The organism is Sphingomonas sp. (assembly GCF_035998645.1).
In the GTDB taxonomy this organism is placed as follows: Bacteria; Pseudomonadota; Alphaproteobacteria; order Sphingomonadales; family Sphingomonadaceae; genus Sphingomonas.
The window spans coordinates 153594-171629 of record NZ_DASYHL010000005.1 but is presented as its reverse complement, the minus strand read 5'-3'; the positions used below and the strand labels follow the sequence as shown (position 1 = coordinate 171629).

Sequence of the window (18036 nt, the reverse complement as noted above, 5' to 3'; positions counted from 1 at the left end):
GCGGCATGGCCGACGAACCCGACCGCATCCTTTCCGCCGCCGAAGTCGCCGCCTGGCTGCGCGAGCGCATCCGCACCGGGCGCGCGGTGCAGGGGCAAAGGCTGGTCGAAGCGGACATCATCCGCGAGACCGGCGCGACCCGCAGCCGCGTGCGCGAGGCGTTGCAGCGGCTGGAAAGCGAAGGGCTGATCGTCATCGAGGAGTTTCGCGGCGCGTCGGTGCGCCGCTTCGGCCGCGATGAGATCCGCCAGATTTATCGCGCGCGGATGGTGCTGGAGGGGCTGGCGGCGCACGACTTCGCTTTGGCCGATGACCCGGCACGCAAGGCGCAGCTGGTCGAGTTGCAGGAGCGGCTGAACGCGGTCGAGAATACCGGCGACCACCCCGCCTTCGTCCGCGCCAACGATGCGTGGCACGCGCTGATCCTCGACGGCGCGGACAACGACTATGTCCGCGGCTTTGTCGAGCGACTGCGGCTGCCGCTCTATCGCCTGCTCTTCTCCGCCTTCTTCAAGCCGCACCGGATCGACGACGCCAATTGCGACCACCGCCAGATCACCGACGCGATCGTCCGGGGCGATGCAGCAGAGGCCGAGCGGCTGATGCGCAAGCATGTCGAGGATGCGCTGGCCGCGGTGATCGAGATGGAGGATGTGCTGCCGCAGTAGGTGCGCGCTGCCCTCCGCGTGTCCTCCGCGTTGATTTTGGGGGCGCGGCATTGAAACGTGGCGCGTTGTCGGAGTGAAGTCGTTGAAGTCCCGCAAGTTGATCGGTGCCGTTGCGTTTGGGCTGCTTTTTCTGCTGGGCTTTGGCCTTCGAACCCTTGTGGGGGTGTGGGACGACGACTGGCTTTGGCGCGGCACCTATGTCGTCGCATTGTGCGCCGCAATGTTGTGCGCCTTTTACGATCGCAGCAATTTTTCCGAGAAGGCTTGGGACTACAATCCAAAGCGTGGAGTGCTGTACTTCCTGCTTGGATGGGTCCTTTTCCCGGTACTGATCGGCGTTGATGCAGCCTTCGGGGCCGAAATCGGCGTGCAGCGAGCGATGGTCGGAACGTTATTCTTGTCCGTTCTGGCTGGCATCGTCGGCACCTTCACCGAGAATATGGGCATTTAAGACGCGGAAGGCGGCGTGCGAAGCTTCGCCGTCCCACAATTCTTGTGGTCACCCCGGACTTGTTCCGGGGTCCACTTGGCCGCGCGCACAGCGATCCAGCCTCTTGTTCCGCGCCTGCCTTCCGGTGGACCCCGGCACAAGGCCGGGGTGACGATGGGTGTGGGGAAACGGCAGGAGCACAAAGACGGAGAAGAGGAAGAAGAAGACCCTCCCCAACCCCTCCCGCGAGCGGGAGGGGCTTGAGAATGGATGGGTGCGGACTGGCGCTCAATGCTTTGCTGACGAGATTGTTGACAATATTTGTATTGATCCATAACCATTGCGCCACAAGGGGGCGCTGACCCCCGACATTCTGTCCCGGGGAGGATCTTTCATGCGCTTTCGTCCGACCGTCGCGCTCGCCACCACTGCGTCGATTGCCGCTCTGCTGGCCGCTTCGCCCGCCGCTGCACAAACCGCTCCTGCCGCGCAGGAGGAAGAGGTCGGCGTGGGCGAGATCGTCATCACCGCGCAGCGCCGCGAGGAGCGGTTGCAGGATGCGCCGCTGTCCGTGACCGCGCTGTCGGCGGAGTCGCTGACCGATCGCGGCATCGACAATCTCGGCGACATCTCCAATTTTGCGCCCAACCTTGAGCTGCATCCCACCAACCGTCCGGCGGGCGGTGGTTCGGCGTTTGCGGGCTATATCCGTGGCGTCGGCACCGGCGATTTCCAGTTTCCGACCGATCCCGGCATCGGCCTGTATGTCGACGATGTGTATATCGCGCGGTCGATGGGTGGCCTGCTCAGCCTTGAGGATATCGAGCGGGTCGAGGTGCTGAAGGGGCCGCAGGGCACGCTCTATGGTCGCAACACGATCGGCGGCGCGATCAACGTCATCACCACCGACCCGCGCCTGTCGGGTGGAGCAACCGGCATCGTCAAGGCGCGCGCGGGCAGTTACAAGCGCGCCGACGTTTCGGCGCTGATCAACACGCCGCTGGTCGAGGATGTGCTGGGGCTCAAACTCTCGGCCTCCTATCTCACCAGCGAAGGCTATGGCACGCGCATCCTCGACGGGCAGCATTATGCCAGCGAGAACCGCTTCATCGTGCGCGGCGCCATCAAGGCGCAGCTGGGCGAGGCGGTGACGCTGAAGGTCGCGGGCGATTATACGCGGCAGCGGCAGAACCCGCCCTCGGGCTATCTGATCGATTTCGTGCCGGCCGGGCCGACGGTCGCCAAGATCGCGCGGTTCAACCAGTTTGCGGCGCCCTATTGGAACCCGCGGCTCGGACTGCCCAGCGGCTCGATCTATGATGCGCGCTGGGAATCGCCCGATCCATACAATGTCTATTCGCTACAGGCGCAGCAGGATGATGCCGATATCGGCGGGCTCTCCGCCGTGTTCACCTTCGACCTGAGCGACGACATCTACCTCAAGTCGGTCAGCGCATGGCGGTCGATCGACGCGACGATCGAGGTGGATGGCGACCAGACCCCCTACCCGCTGCAGCAGTCGCGCACGACGATGAACCAGGATCAGCTGAGCCAGGAGCTGCAGCTGGGCGGGACGGCGATGGACGGCAAGCTCAACTTCCTGATCGGCGCATATGCGTTTCGCGAGGAGGGCGATTCCACCGTCTTCACCCGCTCGTTCGAGGGTATCTATGAGGCGATCATTGCAGCGGGCGGCACGCCGACGGCGGCGGATGTCGGCAACACCTTCACCACCTTTTATATGAAGGCGACGAGCTACGCGCTGTTCACGCAGGAGACGCTGAAGCTGACCGACCAGTTCGGTGTTACGCTGGGCGCGCGGTACAACAAGGATCGCAAGGAATATGCGACCTCGGTCGTGCGGCCGCAGAACGGCGCCACCGTGGTGCCACTGTCGAGCGCGGTGGCGGAGTGGGAGAGCTTCACCCCGCGCGTTGCGCTGGAGTACAAGCCGAACACCGACATGCTGCTCTATGCCAGCTGGTCGAAGGGGTTCAAATCGGGCGGTTTCGGCGCGTCAACGGTCGCATCGACCCCGACCCCGCGTTACGATCCCGAGAAGCTCACCAGCTATGAGCTGGGTGCCAAGACGAGCTGGTTCAACAATCGCCTGACGTTCAACGTTGCGGGCTTCTATTCCGAATATCGCGACATCCAGCTGACGGTCCAGTCGGTCGATCCGGTGACCAACGCCAATATCCGCACGACGCGCAATGCGGGCGGTTCGGACATCAAGGGGTTCGAGCTGGAGATCGCGGCGCGGCCGACGCGCGGGCTCGATCTCAATCTGGGCGTTGGCTATGTCGATGCGCGGTTCGACACGCTGGCGGCGTCGGCGATTTCGAGCGGGTTCAAGCTGGGCGACCGCGTGCCGCAGATCCCCGACTGGTCGATCAATGCCGGCATCTCCTATGGCTTTGAGACCGGCGCGGGTGAGCTGACGCTGCGCGGCGATCTGAGCCACAAGGGGTCGCAGTTCCTGACGCCTGCCGATGCGACGTCGTTCCAGGATGCCTATACGCTGCTGGGTGCGCGGGTCGCGTTCAAGCCGAGCTTCCTGCCCGGCATCGAGCTGTCGGTCGAGGGCACCAACCTGACCGAGACCGACCATGCCTATTACAAGGGCACGCTGCCGCCGACCGGCGAATATGTCGCGATCCCGGCGGCGCCGCGCGAGATCTATGCGACGGTGCGGTTTAGTTTTTGAGCTGAGTTGAAGCCCCTCCCCTTTAGGGGAGGGGTTGGGGGTGGGGCAGTGCAGTCTCATCGAGCCCGCTCGCCAAGGGGATAGGCCCCACCCCAACCCCTCCCCTAAAGGGGAGGGGCTTTTTGTTCGTCTAAGCGCCCGCTACCTTGAGTGGCACATAGACCGGGCCGACTTCGGGCATGCCGCTCATCCGGACGTCGCCGGCGAGTTCGATGCTGCGCGTGCGGGCGAGGAGTTCGCGTAGTGCGATGCGGAATTCCATCCGCGCCATCGCCATGCCGGCGCAGCGATGCGGGCCGCGGCCGAAGGCGAGATGGTCGCGGACGTTCGCGCGGTCGAGGCGGAATTCGTCCGGGGCCTCGAACACGGCCTCGTCGCGATTGGCGGAGGCATAGGCGAGCGCGATCGGCTCGCCCGGTTCGATGCGGCGGCCACCCAGTTCGACGCCGTTGCGCGTCGTGCGCGCGAAGCCGCGATAGGGGGTGTAGAGGCGGAGGAATTCCTCGACTGCCGCGTCGATCTGGTCCGGTGCCGCGCGCAGCTGGTCAGCGAGGTCGGGATAGCGTGCGAGGTGGACTGCGACGCTGCCGAGGAAGACCGGTGGCGCGACGAGGCCGACGACGAGGATCTGGCGGACGCAGCCGACCAGCATCTCGTGCGGGAGCGGGTTGCCGTCGACGTCGGTCGCCGCGAGCAGGCTGCTGACCGGATCGAACTCCGGGTCGAGCGGCGCGGCGCGGCGGGTGGCGATGAGGTCGCGGGCGAGGTCGTAGAGGATCTCGCTCGCCTTCGACACCGCGGCGACGTCGAACGCCTCCCACGCTTTCACGAAATCCTTGGCGGTGCGCCAGAGCAGGTCGGTCTGGTCGGGGTTGAGCTGGAACCAGTCGGCGAAGAGCAAGGCAGGCAGCGGGCTGCCGAAGCCCTCGACGAAATCGCCGCCGCCCGCCGCGATATAGCTGTCGAGCAGCATTGCGACATGGCGCTCGATCACCGGCTCGATCGCGGCGAGGCGCGAGGCACCGAGTGCGCGGTCGATCGCGCGGCGGTATGGCGTATGCTCGGGCGGGTCGAGGTGCAGCGGCGGGCGGCGGCCGGTGGCCGACGCGCCGGGGACGACGTTGCGGACGGTGGTGGTGAACTCGGCAGGGTCGTCGAGGATCGCCTTGATGTCCGCATGCCGCGTCGCGATCCAGAAGCCGCCGAACGCGTCGCTGTGCGCGACCGGGCATTTGGCGCGCAGATCGGCGAACACCTGATGCGGCGTGTCGAAATCCTCATGCGCGTGCGGGTCGTATTCCTGGCCGGTCCAGCGCGAGTCCATCACCCTCTTCCTCTACGATTGTTGACAATCTCGTTGACACAAAAATGCTTTATCGCATAGCCTTTTTGCAGAGGAGAGAGGCTTGGAACCGACCACATACCGCAAGGTGATGGCGCGCGTCGTTGCGCCGCTGACCTTCCTCATCATCCTGAGTTCGCTCGACCGCGTGAACGTCAGTTTCGCGGCGATCGAGATGAACCCGGATTTGGGGCTGGACCCAAAGGCCTATGGCTTTGGCGTCGGTATCTTCTTTGTCGGTTACCTGCTGTTCCAACTGCCGAGTGCAGCGGTGCTGCGCCGGATCGGGCCGCGCTGGTGGATTGCGGGGAGCGTGATCGGTTGGGGCGCGGTCGCGACGGCGATGGCGGCGATCCAGACGCCGATGCACTTCTATGTCCTGCGCTTCCTGCTCGGCCTGTTCGAAAGCGGCTTTGCGCCGGGCGTGGTTTGGTATGTCAGCCAGTGGTTGCCGCAGCAATATCGCGCACGGGCGATTGCGGGGACGATGCTGGCGATCCCGATTTCGGTGATCTTTGGCGGGCCATTGTGCGGCGCGCTGATGGCGATGGACACGGGCGGCATCGCGTCGTGGCGGGTGATGTTCCTGGTCGAGGGGCTGGCGACGGTGATCGCGGGGATCGTCGCGATCTTCTGGTTCGTGAACCGCCCGGCCGAGGCGCGCTGGCTGTCCGATGCCGAGCGCCAGCAGATTGAGGACACCATTGCCGCCGAGGTGAGCGATGCGCGCGCGCCGAGTGCGAAGCTGTCCGATGCGCTGAAAGACCCGATCCTTTGGGTGTCGGCGGGCGTGTGGTTCGTGCTGATCACCGGCGCCAATGCGATCATCTTCTGGCTGCCGATCGCGATCAAGACGCTGGGGCGCAACGATCCGCTGGAGGTCGGCATCCTCGCCGCCCTCCCCTGGGTCGCGATTGGCGCGGGGATGGTGTGGAATGCGAGGCATTCGGACCGCAGCGGCGAACGTTACCGCCACCTCGCCTGGCCGATGCTGGGCGCGGCGGCGGCGTTCGGGGTGGCGGCGATGTTCACGCATAACGGGCCGCTGGCGCTCGCGGCTTTGGTCATTGGCGGGTTCGGATTGGGCGGCGCACAGTCGGTGTTCTGGACGATCCCGACCAAGTTCGTCGGTGCGCGCAATCCGGGAGCGATCGCCACGATCAACCTGTGCGGCAATGCCAGCAGCACGGTGATGCCGGTGGTCATCGGCTGGATCGTCGCGACGACGGGCAAGATTACGGTGCCGGTGTTCGTGCTGGCGGGGCTGATGCTGCTCGGCGCGCTGCTGATCCTGCCGCTTAGTCGCCTCGGCAATGCGCGGGAGGGCAAGGCATGATCCGCGGTCTCGTCCTTGGTGCTGCTACGATCGCCTTTGCTGCGGCGGTCGCGTTCGCGCAGGACGAGAAGGATCCATGGTGGGACCCGAATGAGGGACGCGTGTTCCCGGCGCAGCTCGATTACCGCAACGCCAATGGCACGCTGCGGCTGTTGCTCGACAATGGACCGATGGAGACGAAGGACCACCCCTTCTTCACCGCGATCGGGCCGAACGGGCGCGCGTGCGTCACCTGTCACCAGCCCGCCGATGCGATGAGCCTGTCGGCGGCGTCGGCGGCGCGGCAGTGGCAGCGCAACGGCGCGAAGGACCCGCTGTTCGCCGCATCGGACGGGTCGAACTGCCCGAGCCTGCCGCAAGGCGAGCGCGCGTCGCATTCGTTACTGATCGACCATGGCCTGATCCGCATCGCACGGCCGTGGCCGCCCAAGGATGTGAAGCCGGACTTCACGATCGAAGTCGTGCGCGATCCATCGACCTGCAATCTCGACGCCAGACACGGCCTCAAGGGCGCGGGGATGGTGTCGGTGTTCCGGCGGCCCCGCCCGGTGGCGAACTTCAAATATATCGAGGCGATGGGGTTCGCCTATGATCCCAAGGCGGGGATGCCGCTGCCGGTCGATCCGGAGACGGGCAAGCCGGTCAGCGGAAACCTGATGGCCGATGGGCGCGTGCCAACGCTGGAGGCGCAGATGCGCGACGCGGCGGGGGCGCATCTCGGCTTTCTCAAGAACCTCGACAAGGGCGACATCGCCCGCATCCTCGACTTCGAACGGCGCATCTATGCTGCGCAGCAAATCGATGTCGCGGGCGGCCCGCTCGACGGCGACGGATCGATGGGTGGGACCAAAACGCTGCAGGTATCGCAGGCGGGGCGGCTGGGCAGCGATGGCGGGATTCCGGTGTGGAGCGAGTTCGAGGCGTGGGAGAAAATGCCCGCAGCGGTGAAGGCGAAGCTGTCGCCCGAAGTCGTCGCATTCCGCGAATCCGTCGCGCGCGGCGCGCGGGTGTTCCGCGACAAGACCTTTCTGATCACCGACACGGCGGGCATCAACTCGCCGATCGGCTTTGGCAACCCGGTGCGCAACAGCTGCGTCTTTTGCCACAACATGTCGTATATGGGCATGGATGTCGCACCGGGGCAGGTCGATTTGGGAACGACCAACCAGCCCTTCGCGGACCCCGCGCCGCATCTGCCGCTGTTCCGCATCACCTGCACCGGCAAGCCGCATCCGCATTATGGGCGCACGATCCTGACCAGTGATCCGGGCTTTGCGCTGACCACCGGCAAATGCGCCGATGTCGGGCGGATCACGCTGCAGTCGCTGCGCGGCATGTCGGCGCGCGCGCCGTTCTTCTCGAACGGCAGCGCGAAGGATATCCGCACCGTGATCGACTATTATGAGCGGCGCTATAACATCGGCTATGCCGAGCAGGAGAAGCGCGACCTCGAGAATTTGATGCGGGCGCTATGAAGGCGGCGTTGCTGCTTGGCGCAGTGCTGCTGACTGGGGCGCAGGACGCGCAGCAGGCGGTGCGCTTCATCGCCTGCCCGGTCTATCGCGACACCGACAATGGCCGAAAATCGGGGTGCTGGCTGGCGAGCGATCCTGCGACCGGCATCCGCTACGACGTCACCGCCGCGCCGACCAAGCCGGACTGGAACCACGCGATCCTGGTCGAGGGGTTCGTCGCAAAGAATGGCGGCGATCCGTGCGGCGGGACGGTGATCGAGCCGGCGACGGTGTCGGTGCTGGCCGAGCCCTGCACCCGCCATATGATCCGCGCCGAGGGTTATCAGGGGCGGCGCTTCGCCCTCCCCGCCCGCAACGTCCGCCCGCTCTACGAGGCGCGCAAGAAACCCGCGCAGCCGTTCGCCGAGGGGCGGTTCACGATCCCGTTCGGCTTTTCGAGCAGCTTCATCACCTATCAGCTGAGCGACTATTATCTCGACGCGACGATCAACTATGCGCTGGATGTTCAGCCGGCGCGGATCGAGATTGCCGGCGTTGCGCAGACCGTGCCGGAGACGGTGTCGGGGCGGCGGATCGTGGAGGACAAGGCGCTGGCACGGACGCGCGCGGAGGTCGTGCGGCGCGCGCTGATCCTGCGCGGGATTGCGCCGGAGCGGATCAAGATCGTGAAGGCACTGCCGGGGCCGTATGTGGCGGCGGCGTTCGACGGGCTGATCTGGCCGCAGCCGCGCCGGGTGGATGTGCGGATTGTGCCGGAGGGCGGCTAGCGGTCGCGCTGCGGATAGATCGTTTCGCCGCACTTGAGCATCTCGACAAAGGTCGCGATCTTTTTGGCCCGACCCGCTTCGGTCTTCATATTGTGCACGCGAAAAGCGAGTGCGAAGCGGTTCTGCTCGGTCAGTCGGGCCAGCATCGCCCTGGCCAGCGGCTCGGCATCGATTGCCGCCTGAAAGTCATCGGCGATCTTCATGTTCTTCCCCGCGCCATAGGCACGATCCCAGCGCCCGTCGGCCTTTGCCGCCTCGACCTGTTTGAGGCCGTGCGGGGTCATCCGGCCCTCCGCGATCAGGCGATCGATATTCTCGACATTCACCTGGCTCCAGATGCTCTTCGCGGTGCGCGGGGTGTAGCGCTGCAGATAGCTTCGCGCGTCGAAGCTCTTGCGGATGGCATCGATCCAGCCCCAACAGAGCACGACGTCGATCGCCTCTTTCGGTGTGATCGACGGCAGGCCGGAACTCACCTTATGGATCTTGATCCACATTTCGTCGGCAACGGCGTGGTTGTCGCTCAGCCAGGCATAGAAGCTCGCCGCGTCGGCAAATTCGCGAACCTTGTCCGGGTCTACCGTAACCGCTGCCATGGCATCCTCCGCTGCGTCGCTCGGATGGCTAGCAGCGCGGGTGCCGTTTAGGAACCGACCAGCGTCTTGCGACCCATATATTTGACCAGCGCCGGATCAACCACGCAACGATAGGAGGACGCGGCTTCGGTCGGCCCTTTCCCGTCCCAGCGCGCGGCCTGAGGATAGGGACAGAGCGTCCGGGTGAACGTCTCTTTGCCCTCCTCCACCTTGGTCGCCGTCAGCCGTGCGGGCGCCTGCCCTTTCTCGACCCAGTGGATCAGCGACCACAGCACATCGCGTGACGGATCGCCGGGCCAGCTCTGTTGCCCCGACGCGCCGAACTGGTCGGCGCCGGGGCCGCGCGCGCAGTGATAGACGCCGGGGGCCATGAACAGGCGGACACTATCGGCGAGCGTTGCCGTGCCGCCATTGGCGCGGGCGAGTGCGGCGTAATAGTCGATCGTCGGGCCGGCATTGGTCGAGGGGTCGGCCCAGCCTTGGTAGAGGATTGCCTTGCCGCCCGCCTTGACGAAGGGCGCGATTCCGACCTTGTCGGCGCGCAGTTCGGGCATTCTACGGTTGGCGGCGAGCAGGTCGCGGCTGCGCTGGAAGCTGTCTTCGTTCCAATTGGCGTCGTCATACACGCCGTCCGCCCACATCGCGCGGAGCAGCGGCGACGGCGGGCCGGGGCGCGTGCGCACGCCCGCGAACAGCCCGCCGTCCATCGCCCTGCCCGCCTCGTCGCGCATCGGCGCGCGGATCTGGTCGAGCATCTTGAGCTTGGGCGCGGTCAGGCAGCCTTCGGTCTGGCCGGGCTTGCACAGCAACGTCGCGGTCTTGAACTTGCAGGCGAGCGGGTTGGAGATCACCCCGTCCGTGACGCCATCCTGCGCGTCGCACGCTGCGGTCGCCTTGCTCTCGTACAGCGCCCAGTCGGCATCGCTCAGCGCACCCGCCGGAGTCCATTTCTGTTGCAGCGCGAACCATAGCATCCGCACCGATTGCAGCGGCATATACGGCCCCGGCGCGCCGGCGATCACGCCGTCATAGTCGCCGGGATAATTCTGCATCTGCTTGAGCGCCTGTCGCCCACCGCCGGAGCAGCCGGTGAAATAGCTCTTTTCCACCGCGCGGCCATAGAATTTGGCGGCGAGCGCCTTGGCGGCGAGCGCGGTGAGGTGGACCGCGCGATGCTCGTAATCGACGCGCGCTTTGGGGTCCGCCATCCAGCGGGCCTGGGTCGCCTTGTGGCCGCTGTCGGTGGTGACCGTGGCGAAGCCCTCGCCCACCCGGCGGCTCATGTCGGTATAGTTGTACACCCCCGCATCGCCACCGACGCCTGCGCCGAGCAGGCGGCCGTTCCATGTCGCGGGGAGCCAGAGTTCGAAGCCGATATTGCCCTCGATCACCCCCTCGACCCGGCACAGCGGGACGCTGACCGGGCCGCCGCGATAGAAGCTGGTGGTCTGCGGCGTCCAACTGGGCGCGGGGGTTATCGGCGTCGCCGCGGTGACGGTCACCCCACCCGGATGCGCGCCCGTGAGGGACGCGCACCCGGCAAGGGCTGCGGCGAGCAGTGCCGGCATCAGAACTTCACGTTCGCCGTGATCGCGAACATGCGCGGGATCGGATTCGACGCCTGTGGGTCGAAGCCGTTGGTTGTGTCGACGAAGGGCGGATCCTCGTCGAACAGGTTGCGCACGTCGAGCGACAGGTTGATCCGGTCGGTAAAGTCGTACCCGACCAGCAGGTCGAACGTGTCGTAGTTGCTCACCTCACGGAACACGGTCGAGGTGGTGTTGGTGTAGCCGTTGAGGTGGTTCCAGGTCAGGCGCGACTTGAACCCGCCTACCTTCGCGCCGATGTCCGCCTGCGTGCGGAATTGCTGAGTGAAGCCGATCGTGTCGAGCACGTCGACCAGCCCCGCGCCCGGCACCGCTTCGAACAGATAGTCGAGGACATAGGTGCCCTGGAACCCGGCATCGAGGTCAACCCCGCCCCAGTTCCAGCGATACGCCGCGGTGAAATCGAGCCCGCGGAACAGCGAGGTGCCGAGATTCTGGCGACGGCCATCGGCGATGAACGTCACCAGCGACTGGTTGATCGCGGCGTTGATCGGCAGGCCCGAATTGACCAGCGCGGCAACCTGCGCCGGGGTCGGGTTGAACTGCACGAACTGGCTGTAGATCGGGTTGGTGAGCAGGCCGGGCGTGCCGCGCAGCGCCTGAATCTGGTCGGTATAGTCGATCCGGAAATAGTTCACCGACGCGGTGAAGCCCGGGATGCTCGGCGGCGCGACATCGACGCCAAACGACCAGGTGGTTGCCTGTTCCGGCTTCAGCCCCGGATTGCCGCCGGCGATGCCGATGCCGATCTGGTTGCCGCTGGGGCCGGGCAGCGTGTCGAAATACAGGCCGGCACCGCCGCCGATCGTCGATACCTCGCTGAAGGTCGGCGCGCGGAACGAGGTGCCATAGGTACCCTTGAGCACCAGCCCGGTCCAGGGCGAGTAGGTCACCCCGATCTTGGGGTTGGTGGTGCTGCCGAAGTCGCTGTAATTCTCATGCCGCAGCGCGAGGCTGAGGTTGAGGCGCTCCAGGCCCGGCGCGGCGTTGTCGGCGCCGACGATCGGGACGAACAGCTCGGCGAAGACCGCGTCGACATTGCGGCTGCCGTCACTGGCGGTGCGGACCTGCGTTGCCGCCTGTCCGGTGAGCAGCGAGGTGTAGGTGTATTCGACGCGATGCTCGGCGCCCATCGCGATGCGGACATTGCCGCCGGGGATGGCGAACAGCGAGCCGTCCATCTGGGCGTTGATGACCTCGAGCTTGGCCTTGCCCTCGATCACGAAATAGTTGTCGGTGATGCGCGCGAGCGTCGCCGGGTTGTTCGCCCCGCCGAACACGTTGAGCGCGGTCGCCGGGTTGGTGTCGGCCAGTGCGGCGTTGAGCGCGCCGGCGTTGATGCCCGAACGGCGGCGGTCGGCAACCTCCTCCGAACGGCCCTGGGCGTAATAGACGGTGCCCTGGAAGTCGCCGAACAGGTCAGCCTCGATCCCGGCCGATGCGTTCCAGGTGCTTGCCCAATAGGGGTTGGGCAGCGCTCCCGTCGCGCCGAGGAAGGTCGTCTGTACCGTCACCGACGTCGCGCCGGGGACAGGGGAGACGAAGAACGGATTGGTGCTCGGCACCGTCGCGTTGGCGGTGGGGTTGAACAGCAAGGTGCCGCTGCGCCGCGAGTAGAAGCCGTCGGCGAAGATGCGGATGCCGTCGGTGATCTCCTGGCTCACCGCCGCGACGCCGCTCCAGCGTTCCTGATCGGGGATGACCTGCGCGATGTCGCGGAATTCGCAGAGGTTGCGGGTGCCGGCGACGAGGCTGCCGACATTGGCGCTGGTCACGCCGCCGGTGGGGATGGCGTAGTTGACGCCGCTCGCGACGATCGTGCCGGGCGCGCAGTTGGTGCCGCGCAGATCGCGGCCACCCCGGCTGCGGTTATCGGACGTGTAGAAGTCGAGTTCCGACCCGAACAGATTGTTGTTCTTGGCATATTCGCCGGCGGCCATGATCCAGCCGGTATCCCATTTGTGGCCGAGCAGCACCGCTGCCTGCGCCTCATAATAGTCCGCCTCGGTGATGCCGTAGCGCCCGCGCACCTCGATGCCGGAGAAATCCTTGCGCAGGATCAGGTTGACCACGCCTGCGACAGCGTCCGAGCCATAGACGGCGGAGGTGCCGTCGGCGACGACCTCGATCCGGCCGAGTGCGATCGAGGGGATGGCCGAGGGGTCGGTGAACTGACCCTGCGTCCCCTGCGGGGGCAAGCGCTTGCCGTCATACAGCAGCAGCGTGGCGTTGGTGGACAGGCCGCGCAGGTTGATACCGGCGCCACGCGTTGCGTTCGCCGCGCCGTTCTGGGCGTTGCCGCCCGCCCGGTTCGCGCCCAGCGACACGACCTGCGGTACCCGGCGCAGGATGTCGTTGGTCGAGGTGACCGGCTCTTCCATGATCTGGTCGGCGTCGATCGCGATCACGGCAGAGCCCACGGGATCGATGCCACGAATGCGGCTGCCGGTGACGACGATGTCCTGCTCGGCGGCCTGCGCTTCGGTGGCCGGAGCCTCCTCCTGCGCGAATGCCGGGTTGGCGATGGCGAGCGCGAGTGCGCCCAATGCACTGCGACCCAACAGGGTCGACGGGCGACAAATGGTGTCGGTCATTTCATTCCCCTCCTTATGTTCAGCCCGCCTGTCTCTGCGGGTCGAAGAAACGCGATTGTCAGGTGGTTTCCGCACGCGCCGCCCGGGCGGGCCGGTCGGCAAAGCGCGGGGCAAGCGAAAGCAACACGATGGCGGCGATCAGGATTCCGGCGCCGATCAGTTCGGCCGGGCGCGGATGCGGCAGGCCCCAGACCCAGGCGAGAATTAGCGCGCCGCCGACCCCGGCAACCAGGCTCGCCGCGCGCTCCAGGGGCACGCAATAGGCGTTCTCGCGCGGGTCGAGCAGGATGATGATCGCGAAGACCGAGACGATGGTGAGCGTGACGCCGATGCCGAACAGCGGCAGGATCACCGGATCGGTCCAGACCGAGATAAAGCCCCAGCCGAGCGCGCCCGACTGGCTGCCGATGCCCGAGGCGGAGATCGCCGCGAGGATCGCCACCGACAGCGGCAGCGCGAAGACCTTTTCCTCGACGAAATACTGGCGGACGCTGGCGGGATCGCCGCTCTTCGACACCTTGGTCATCACGATCAGGCGGACGAAGTAGCCGATCGTGTAGAGCACCACGGTCAGGATCGCGAGCGGCGGGAGGTACAGCCCGCCACGATCCTTCAGCGTGATGACCATCGCGACCAGCACCATCACCAGCGCCATCCAGCTCCACCAGCGCACGCGTCGGCCAAAGATCAGGTCGACGATCGGCGCGATCAGCAGGATGTCGCCGCGCATCAGCAGCTGAATGAACGGGATGCTCACCCCTTCAAAGGTGAAGGACAGTGGCACGGTGAACAGCACCAGCGCCGTGCCGAGGCCCGAATACATCGTGTATTTGGTCGGCACCGGGATGCGGCGGCCAAGGAACATCACGCCATGCGCGTCCTTGTGCCAGCCCGACCACCAGATGAAGATGTAGGTCAGCACCAGGCTGATGATCAGCGAGGCGGGCAGCGTCTCGAGGCCCGTCAGCGGGCGGCCGAGGCCGGGATGCACCGTGCTCGTCACCAATTTCGTGATGATGACGTTGGGCAGATAGGCGATCAGGTACAGGAAGACATAGCCTTCCAGCGGAAAGCCCGATGCGGTTGCGGGTTTGCCGTCGCTCATGCGGCGGCTTCCAGAACGACCATCTCACTCTCCACATGATAGCGGGCGTTGAGCCCTGCTTCGGCGGTCACGGCCGCCATGTAATCGACGATTTCGGCATGGCGCTCGGTGCCCGGCGCGACGAAGCGCGGGACCGCGTCGCGGTCGATGTACAGCGGCAGGAAGCCCGAGCGGACGATGCGTCCGTTCGCGATCTCGAACCGCGCGACGAGCGACATGCGTGATGCCGTCGGGAAATTGTAGAGGCTGTCGAAATCCGGCTCCCACTCCTCAGCAAGGACGCGGATTTCGTTGAAACTCTTCGACGCGGCATGGACCGGGTCCATGCGCAGGTCGGTTGCGAAGTTGCACAGCGAGTAGAAGACCGGTGCGCCGTCGATGACCTCGCACCCCTTCAGGATGTGCGGATGGCCGCCGAGGATCGCGTCGGCGCCTGCGGCCACGGCTGCACGCGCGACGTCGCGCTGATAGTCGGCGATGCTCGCGCGGACGAAGTGGATGCCCCAGTGGAGCGAGACGAAGACGAGGTCGGCGTCCGCCTTGGCCGCGCGGATATCTGCCTCCAGCGCCGCGAGATCCTCGCGGTGCGGGAAGGTGTGGATGCGCGAGGGCGTGCCCGGCTGATCATGCTCGATCTGTTCGTAAAGCGTGTGGGCGCGCATCGGCGCGCAGCCGGGACGGTGCTCCTCCGCCCAATAGCTGTGCGGGAGGATCGTGCAATAAGCGAGGATCGCAACGCGCGTGCCATCCCCGAGCGTGATCTTCACCGGCTTGCGCGCCTCGGCGATGTTCGCGCCCGCGCCGACGACTTTCAGACCGGCGCGTTCGAGGTTCGCCTTGGTCTCGAAAAAGGCGTCATTGCCCCAGTCGAGCACATGGTTGCCGGCCATCGAGATGACGTCGAACCCGGCGCGCGCGAGCGCATCGGCGCCGTCGGGACGGGCGAGCACCGCGTGGCGTGCCTGCGGCAGGCGGACGCCCTTTTCCGCGAAGCTCGTCTCAAGCTGCGCGAAGGCGATGTCGGCCGCGTGCAGCACGTCGCGGGTCGCGACATAGCTTTCGTCATACTGGTCGCGATCGGGGGCGAGATCGCCGGCCGCGAGAAAGACATGGGTCATGCTGCGCGCTCGAACGCGACCGGCACGCTGAGCGCGCCGATTTCGGGAAAGCGCGTCGGCTTGGGCTCACCGGTGAGGGTGAAGCCCGGCGCGGCGGCGAGCAACTCCTCAACCGCGACATTGAGCTCCAGCGTTGCCAGCGCCGCACCGACGCACGAATGCGTGCCGCGCCCGAACGCCAGCGAATCCTTCATGTTCGGGCGATCGATGCGGAACTGGTCGGCGTCCTCGAACACCTCTTCGTCGCGGTTGGCGGAGGCATAGACGAGCGCGATCGGCTCCCCGGCGGGAATCGTGCGCCCGCGGATCGTGACATCGGTGAGCGCGGTGCGGGCAAAGCCGCGATAGGGGGTGTAGAGGCGGAGGAACTCCTCCACCGCAGCCGGGACCAGCGCGGGATCGGCGCGCAGCTTTGCCTGCAACGCCTGATCGCGGCCGAGATGCACGGCGATCGAGCCGATCATCACGCTCGGCGCGATGATGCCGACAACCAGCACCTGGCGGATCGTGCCGACGATCATCTCTTCGGGCAGCGGCTCGCCATCGACGCGGGTGGCGAGCAAGGCGCTCGTCACGTCCTCATCGACCGGCAGCGGGTTTGCCTTGCGGTCGGCGACGATGCCGCGCGCCATGTCATAGAGCAGCAGGCTCGATTCCTTGGTCGAATCCATGTCGTTGGACTGGACCGCGATATTGTAGCGCTGGCCAACCCGGGTGAGTTCGGCGACTGCATCGGGGGTCAGGTTCATCCAGTGGGCGAACACCGCGATCGGCATGTGCGCGGAATAGTCGGCGACGACGTCGCCCCCACCCTTCGCCACCATATCGGCCAGCAAATCCCGACAAATTCGCCGCACGACCGGCTCCAGCCGCGCGACCTTGCGCTCGGTCAGCAGGGGCGCGATCGCGCGGCGATAGGGGGTGTGTTCGGGTGGATCGAGGTGCAGCGGCGGCCGCCGGCCGGTAAACGCGACCTTGGGCACGACATTCTGTTGCGAGGTGATGAAGGTTTGCCAATCGGTCGCCGCGGCGGCGACGTCATTGTGTTTCATCAAGGCCCAAAAGCCACCCCATGCGTCGCTATGCGCAACGGGGCACCGAGCGCGAAGCTCGGCATACTCTCCGTTAGCGCTGTCGAACGTCTCCGGCTTAAGCGGATCGAAGTCATGCGTCATAACAATCCTGTTATTCCACAGTGAAAGCGCTTGCAACATCTTTTGCACATTTTCGTCGTGCCGGTGTAGGAATGGCACCATGGCAGTGCGAAATCCCCGACTGGACGATGTGGCGGCGATGGCGGGCGTGTCCGCCGCAACCGTCTCCCGCTATCTCAACAGCCCCGAAGTGGTCGCCGCCGCGACCGGCGCGCGCATCCGCGAGGCGATCGAAAAAACCGGCTATGTTCAGAATCTTGCGGCCACCGCGCTGGCGGGCAGCCGCAGCCGGTTGATCGCGGCCTTGGTCCCCGACATCGCCCAGTCGATCTTCAACGACACGGTCGAAGCGATGATCGACGAGCTGGCGAGCGACGGGAACAGCGTGATGCTGGCGCTGACCGGGGCCGACAATCGCCGCCTGACGCGCGAGATCAACATGGCGCTGGGGAGGCGGGTCGATGCGATCATCCTGACCGGAATCGTGTCGGACGCCGAGCTGCGCGAACGGCTGCGTTCGGCCGGGACGACGGTGATCGAGACCTGGGGCCTACCCGACGATCCGATCGACGTGGCGGTCGGCTTTTCCCACCGCGCGGCGGGTGAGGAAATGGCGCGCTTCCTGCGCCAGCGCGGCTATCGCCGGCCGCACCTCGTGGTGCCGCGCTCACCCCGCTCGGAGCGGCGCGCCGATGGATTTGCCACGCGCTGGGTGCATGATGGCGGGCCGGAGCCGACCCGGCTGGAGGTCAATGTTCCCAGCCACTTCGGGCAGGGACGACTCGCCTATCGCGGCTTAAGCGATCTGGATGAGCAGCCCGATGTGGTGGTTTGCGGATCGGACTGGATCGCGCAGGGCCTGATCGTTGAGGCGCAGGCGGCGGGGATTCGCGTGCCTGACCAGATCGCCGTTACCGGCTTTGGCAATCTGCGGCTGGCCGGCGACATGCGGCCGACGATCACCTCGATGGACGTCGATGGCGCCCGGATCGCGCGCGAGGTGATGCGCGTGCTGCGCGCGCGTGCGGCGGGGAAAGAGATCGAGACGCGGATCGATGTCGGCTTTCGGGTGATTGCACGCGAGAGCGCATGAAAGGGCTTGCATCGCCGCATCGCTGAGTTAGCTTTCCCGCATAA

The 18036-nt window shown here is 66.1% G+C and carries 14 protein-coding genes; 7 read left to right on the top strand and 7 right to left on the bottom strand.

The features are described from left to right. Positions 1-5 precede the first annotated feature (5 nt). The 3 genes from VGN66_RS14480 to VGN66_RS14470 all read left to right on the top strand — a co-directional run bounded on the left by VGN66_RS14480 (position 6) and on the right by VGN66_RS14470 (position 3805). Complete coding sequence (locus tag VGN66_RS14480; RefSeq protein ID WP_327519527.1) at positions 6-668, top strand: GntR family transcriptional regulator; 663 nt, start codon at positions 6-8, stop codon at positions 666-668. 82 nt (positions 669-750) lie between these two features. After that, positions 751-1119: a hypothetical protein gene (locus VGN66_RS14475; protein ID WP_327519526.1), complete on the top strand. Its 369-nt coding sequence runs from the start codon at positions 751-753 to the stop codon at positions 1117-1119. Positions 1120-1492: 373 nt separating this feature from the next. Then, the gene (locus VGN66_RS14470) at positions 1493-3805 is read left to right on the top strand and encodes a TonB-dependent receptor (protein ID WP_327519525.1); all 2313 of its coding nucleotides are present in this window, start codon (positions 1493-1495) and stop codon (positions 3803-3805) included. A gap of 130 nt (positions 3806-3935) precedes the next feature. Here the strand turns inward: VGN66_RS14470 and VGN66_RS14465 are convergent, their stop codons facing one another. Beyond that, positions 3936-5129 (bottom strand): cytochrome P450, encoded by a 1194-nt coding sequence (locus tag VGN66_RS14465; protein WP_327519524.1) that lies wholly within the window; start codon positions 5127-5129, stop codon positions 3936-3938. Between the two features lie 82 nt (positions 5130-5211). On the opposite strand from VGN66_RS14465, the gene VGN66_RS14460 reads away from it, so the two are divergent. Genes VGN66_RS14460 through VGN66_RS14450 form a run of 3 tightly spaced genes read left to right on the top strand, consistent with a single transcriptional unit; the run spans position 5212 to position 8725 of the window. After that, entirely contained in the window at positions 5212-6483 is a 1272-nt protein-coding gene (locus tag VGN66_RS14460) for an MFS transporter (protein WP_327519523.1), read from the top strand. Then, the gene (locus tag VGN66_RS14455) at positions 6480-7958 is read left to right on the top strand and encodes a hypothetical protein (protein WP_327519522.1); all 1479 of its coding nucleotides are present in this window, start codon (positions 6480-6482) and stop codon (positions 7956-7958) included. The genes VGN66_RS14460 and VGN66_RS14455 overlap by 4 nt, the downstream gene beginning before the upstream one ends. Continuing rightward, positions 7955-8725: a hypothetical protein gene (locus tag VGN66_RS14450; protein ID WP_327519521.1), complete on the top strand. Its 771-nt coding sequence runs from the start codon at positions 7955-7957 to the stop codon at positions 8723-8725. Before VGN66_RS14455 ends, VGN66_RS14450 begins: the two co-directional genes overlap by 4 nt. On the opposite strand, the gene VGN66_RS14445 is transcribed toward VGN66_RS14450, so the two are convergent. Genes VGN66_RS14445 through VGN66_RS14420 form a run of 6 tightly spaced genes read right to left on the bottom strand, consistent with a single transcriptional unit; the run spans position 8722 to position 16797 of the window. Next, entirely contained in the window at positions 8722-9321 is a 600-nt protein-coding gene (locus VGN66_RS14445) for a YdeI/OmpD-associated family protein (RefSeq protein ID WP_327519520.1), read from the bottom strand. The genes VGN66_RS14450 and VGN66_RS14445 overlap by 4 nt on opposite strands. A gap of 47 nt (positions 9322-9368) precedes the next feature. Next, positions 9369-10889: a tannase/feruloyl esterase family alpha/beta hydrolase gene (locus tag VGN66_RS14440; protein ID WP_327519519.1), complete on the bottom strand. Its 1521-nt coding sequence runs from the start codon at positions 10887-10889 to the stop codon at positions 9369-9371. Next, positions 10889-13522, bottom strand: coding sequence for a TonB-dependent receptor plug domain-containing protein (locus tag VGN66_RS14435; RefSeq protein WP_327519518.1), 2634 nt, complete (start codon positions 13520-13522; stop codon positions 10889-10891). Before VGN66_RS14435 ends, VGN66_RS14440 begins: the two co-directional genes overlap by 1 nt. Before the next feature lie 58 nt (positions 13523-13580). Next, the gene (locus VGN66_RS14430; RefSeq protein ID WP_327519517.1) at positions 13581-14627 is read right to left on the bottom strand and encodes a hypothetical protein; all 1047 of its coding nucleotides are present in this window, start codon (positions 14625-14627) and stop codon (positions 13581-13583) included. Next, positions 14624-15745, bottom strand: coding sequence for a CapA family protein (locus VGN66_RS14425; protein WP_327519516.1), 1122 nt, complete (start codon positions 15743-15745; stop codon positions 14624-14626). The genes VGN66_RS14430 and VGN66_RS14425 overlap by 4 nt, the downstream gene beginning before the upstream one ends. After that, positions 15742-16797: a cytochrome P450 gene (locus VGN66_RS14420; RefSeq protein WP_327519515.1), complete on the bottom strand. Its 1056-nt coding sequence runs from the start codon at positions 16795-16797 to the stop codon at positions 15742-15744. The genes VGN66_RS14425 and VGN66_RS14420 overlap by 4 nt, the downstream gene beginning before the upstream one ends. A 202-nt stretch (positions 16798-16999) precedes the next feature. Between VGN66_RS14420 and VGN66_RS14415 the strand changes: the two genes are divergently transcribed. Beyond that, complete coding sequence (locus VGN66_RS14415) at positions 17000-17992, top strand: LacI family DNA-binding transcriptional regulator (protein WP_327519514.1); 993 nt, start codon at positions 17000-17002, stop codon at positions 17990-17992. Positions 17993-18036 lie beyond the last annotated feature (44 nt).

Bases quoted from the DNA above. Each gene is read 5' to 3' on its own strand.
- VGN66_RS14480 (WP_327519527.1), top strand. From the start codon at position 6: ATGGCCGACGAACCCGACCGCATCCTTTCCGCCGCCGAAGTCGCCGCC.
- VGN66_RS14470 (WP_327519525.1), top strand. From the start codon at position 1,493: ATGCGCTTTCGTCCGACCGTCGCGCTCGCCACCACTGCGTCGATTGCC.
- VGN66_RS14465 (WP_327519524.1), bottom strand. From the start codon at position 5,129: ATGGACTCGCGCTGGACCGGCCAGGAATACGACCCGCACGCGCATGAG.
- VGN66_RS14455 (WP_327519522.1), top strand. From the start codon at position 6,480: ATGATCCGCGGTCTCGTCCTTGGTGCTGCTACGATCGCCTTTGCTGCG.
- VGN66_RS14450 (WP_327519521.1), top strand. From the start codon at position 7,955: ATGAAGGCGGCGTTGCTGCTTGGCGCAGTGCTGCTGACTGGGGCGCAG.
- VGN66_RS14445 (WP_327519520.1), bottom strand. From the start codon at position 9,321: ATGGCAGCGGTTACGGTAGACCCGGACAAGGTTCGCGAATTTGCCGAC.
- VGN66_RS14440 (WP_327519519.1), bottom strand. From the start codon at position 10,889: ATGCCGGCACTGCTCGCCGCAGCCCTTGCCGGGTGCGCGTCCCTCACG.
- VGN66_RS14435 (WP_327519518.1), bottom strand. From the start codon at position 13,522: ATGACCGACACCATTTGTCGCCCGTCGACCCTGTTGGGTCGCAGTGCA.
- VGN66_RS14430 (WP_327519517.1), bottom strand. From the start codon at position 14,627: ATGAGCGACGGCAAACCCGCAACCGCATCGGGCTTTCCGCTGGAAGGC.
- VGN66_RS14425 (WP_327519516.1), bottom strand. From the start codon at position 15,745: ATGACCCATGTCTTTCTCGCGGCCGGCGATCTCGCCCCCGATCGCGAC.
- VGN66_RS14420 (WP_327519515.1), bottom strand. From the start codon at position 16,797: ATGAAACACAATGACGTCGCCGCCGCGGCGACCGATTGGCAAACCTTC.
- VGN66_RS14415 (WP_327519514.1), top strand. From the start codon at position 17,000: ATGGCAGTGCGAAATCCCCGACTGGACGATGTGGCGGCGATGGCGGGC.